The organism is Candidatus Syntrophosphaera thermopropionivorans (genome assembly GCF_004353895.1).
In the GTDB taxonomy this organism is placed as follows: Bacteria; Cloacimonadota; Cloacimonadia; order Cloacimonadales; family Cloacimonadaceae; genus Syntrophosphaera; species Syntrophosphaera thermopropionivorans.
In genome coordinates this window covers 1-3,334 of sequence record NZ_SMOG01000041.1, presented here as the reverse complement: position 1 = coordinate 3,334, position 3,334 = coordinate 1, and the positions used below count along the sequence as shown (strand labels likewise).

Annotated in this window: 3 protein-coding genes and 1 pseudogene; all 4 read right to left on the bottom strand. The window is 41.2% G+C overall.

The features are described 5' to 3' along the window. Positions 1-769, bottom strand: a 769-nt coding sequence (locus E0946_RS07025; RefSeq protein ID WP_207930832.1) for a SagB/ThcOx family dehydrogenase, incomplete at its 3' end; no start/stop codon positions are given. Positions 770-784: 15 nt separating this feature from the next. Continuing rightward, on the bottom strand, positions 785-1,879 hold the full coding sequence (locus E0946_RS07020; RefSeq protein WP_133201754.1) for a 6-phosphofructokinase: 1,095 nt from the start codon (positions 1,877-1,879) through the stop codon (positions 785-787). Next, on the bottom strand, positions 1,876-3,042 hold the full coding sequence (gene dxr, locus E0946_RS07015; RefSeq protein ID WP_133201753.1) for a 1-deoxy-D-xylulose-5-phosphate reductoisomerase: 1,167 nt from the start codon (positions 3,040-3,042) through the stop codon (positions 1,876-1,878). The genes E0946_RS07020 and dxr overlap by 4 nt, the downstream gene beginning before the upstream one ends. After that, a pseudogene (locus tag E0946_RS07290) lies at positions 3,036-3,334 on the bottom strand (hypothetical protein); the annotation flags it as partial. The pseudogene E0946_RS07290 and the gene dxr, both read right to left, overlap by 7 nt.

Here is a 3,334-nt window from a genome sequence, read left to right as displayed (position 1 = left end):
CAGCAAGATGGACATTTTGTCCTATATGTCCAACATCAACATACAGATAGCGATAGGCTCTTTGCTGATATCTCCAACTGGCACGATAAGGAACTGCCGTAAAAATAAAAGTTACAGCATCTTCTATGACCATTGATTGTTCCAGGCAAGCTTCATATATCTCTTTAGCGATATCAGATGAAGTCTGGAGTTTAATCAGAGCGTGTTCCAGTGGATGATAGTAATATAGACCAGGTGGCACACTTTCAACTTTATTTATAAGAAGATAGCATTCCATTGGATGACGACTTCCCGCAGAAGGGACATTGCGTCTGGTAAATTCATTGTATTTAGTGCTATGGAATTCTTTTACCCAGCAGGTTGCCCAGAGCAAAAATGATAGTTCCGGCAGAGAAAGAGGTTGAGGGGAATATTTTCGTAGACTTTTTCTCTGATTAATAGCTTGAGCAAGGGAGATTTCTGGCATAGTTAAAGTTTCGGGAGCAGGAAGGGTAATTTTTTCTCCCGTTCTTGGTTTGATAGCTGGCGGATGAGGCAAACCCTTTTGCTGATCGCTGATATCTTCATAAAGATAGCTGGTCAAGCGAACAAAATCCGGTCCTATTGTTTTTGCTTTATCTTTTTCTTCAATAATCTGTTGTAGTGTTTCGGATAAACTTTCTTCCAGCTCTTGATATTCTTCTTCGGAAAGATGAAGTTCCTTCATTATCTCTTCTTTAGAAGCTTTATGAACCTTCCCATAGAGGAAATTGAAGCTTTTCAAATCCATCATTTCTCCTTTATTTCAATCTCCCAGACAGATTCCTAAACCACGTGCAGTATTCACCAAATCGGAATCGGGACTCACATAGTTATATTCTTTTATTGCGTCTATAATAGGCACAGCCACGATATTAGGATGTCTATAGGAAACCATATATCCCCATTTTTCTTGTAGAACCAGTTCAAAAGCTTTAACTCCAAATTGAGAGGCAAGAATGCGGTCAAAAGCATTAGGACGTCCACCTCTTTGTAGATGACCAAGGATAGCAGTCCTAATTTCAATCTCGCATCCCGCATCTTTCAATTCCTGTTCCAGCCTTAATCCTGCACCATAAAGTCTTTTCGCTCCGCAAGGATTATCTTCTTCCAGATAGCTTAAAGAGCCACCTTTGGGTTTTGCTCCTTCTGCTATGACGATATTGGCAAACTCTTTCCCGGAAGCTGTACGACGCTTTAGAGCTTCCATCACGGAATTGATATCGTAATCAATCTCTGGAATAAGGCAAACTTCAGCACCACCTGCAATAGATGCATGAAGCGCTATCCAACCAGCATAGCGTCCCATAACTTCTAAAATCAAGATTCTATGGTGACTGGCTGCAGTGGTAACAAGTTTATCCACGGCATCAGTGGCAATATCTACAGCAGTTTGAAATCCGAAAGTAAAATCCGTGGCAGAAAGGTCATTATCAATAGTTTTGGGCACTCCAATGATATGACATCCCAATTCAAACAATCCTTGAGAGATTCTTTGGGAACCATCTCCTCCGATATTAATGATTGCCTCAATATTTTCATTGCGGATTCTTTCCATAAAATCAGCGGAACGGTCTATTACCGTCCAGCTTCCATCTGGATTTTTCACGGGCCAAGAAAAAGGACCACCTTGATTGGTAGTGCCGATAATAGTTCCACCTTGAACATGAATCCCGGCAACTTTTTCTGGAGTTAGTTCTACCAGATGAATAGGGTCCATCAGGATGCCATTGAAAGCATCAATACTTCCCAGGATTTCCCATTCCGGTTCCTGTTGTGCTCTTTTCACTATAGCACGGATAACCGCATTTAATCCAGGGCAATCTCCTCCTCCTGTTGCAATTAAAAGTCTTTTTTTCATTGTATATCTCCAAAATTGTATTGTCTCAAGATACGCTGACAGACCTGCTCATTAACCGTTAATATCTGCTCCAACGAAGGTTCTGGCTCATTGATGCAATTTTGCACTGCCTCCTGACAAATTTTGTATATATCAGCATATCTAATTTTCCCCGCCTGAAAAAGACGCAAAGCTGCTTCATTGGCACTATTTAGCACGGTTGGTAAAATTCCTCCTGCATAAGCTACCTGAAGTCCGAGAATAAAAAGAGGATAGCGTTCGGTGGGAATGGGAGAAAACTCCAGATTTCCCAGATGTTTCAAATCGGTCTGCACCAATTTGGAAGGTAAACGCTCAGGATAGGATAGAGCATAGAGAATGGGTAATTTCATATCTGGTTGACTTAATTGTGCAAAAATTGCTCCATCAATGAATTCTACCAGTGAATGGACAACAGATTGAGGCTGAAGCACACAATCTATCTGTTCAAAATCCAGGTCAAAAAGCCAGTGCGCTTCCATCACTTCCAGTGCTTTATTGAACATTGTCGCTGAATCAAGCGTTACTTTTGTCCCCATTGACCAATTAGGATGTTGCAATGCCCTTTCTAAGGTTATATTTTCCAACTCATCTAAAGGAACATCGCGAAGAGCACCTCCCGAAGCAGTGATGTAAATCTTTCGTATTTCCTTATGAGGATGCCCTTCTAATAGTTGAAATATTGCACTATGTTCACTATCTACCGGCAGTATTTTAATCCCTTGTGACTTTATAAGAGGCATCAAAAGATGTCCTGCCATAACCAGTGATTCCTTATTTGCCAGAGCCAGATTTTTCCCGCGTTGAACGATGGCAAAGCTGCTTCTTAAACCTGCAGAGCCGCTTATAGCATTCAAAGCAAGGTTATAATCCTCCTCTTGAAGCAGGTTTAGCAGATCATTTATCCCGAAATATATCTTCAAATTAGGATATTGATTGCGGATAAATGCTTGCTGAGCAGTATCTTCTATACCGGTGAGAACAACTTTAGGAATGGATAGTTCACCCGCTATCTGGCAGAGGTTATACCAGTTTCTATGCGCAGAAGCAAGGGTGATAACAAAATGTTCATTCTGCTCTTTTACTACTTCAATGGTGGAGGAGCCGACGGAACCTGTTGCTCCAAGGAGAGCAAGCTTTACCATTTATAGTTCAGGCTCAACCTTTGCGAGGAACCTAAGGCATCAGGTAAGCCGTTAACCCAGGTATAGTCTATTCCGATATTTTTATAGTTAATTCCCAGACCAGCGGTAAAACTATCAATATCCCATCCTGCCATAACTTTCAGCGTAGGAATAGGTTGTGCCATCATTCCAAAATGAAAATCTGCACTCATAGGTCCTGCAGAAACAGTGGAGGCATCACCTCTGTTTTCAGCATATATTTGAGTGCGAAATGCCGTGTGAAAAGGAATCTTATTAGAGAAAGCAGAAAAAT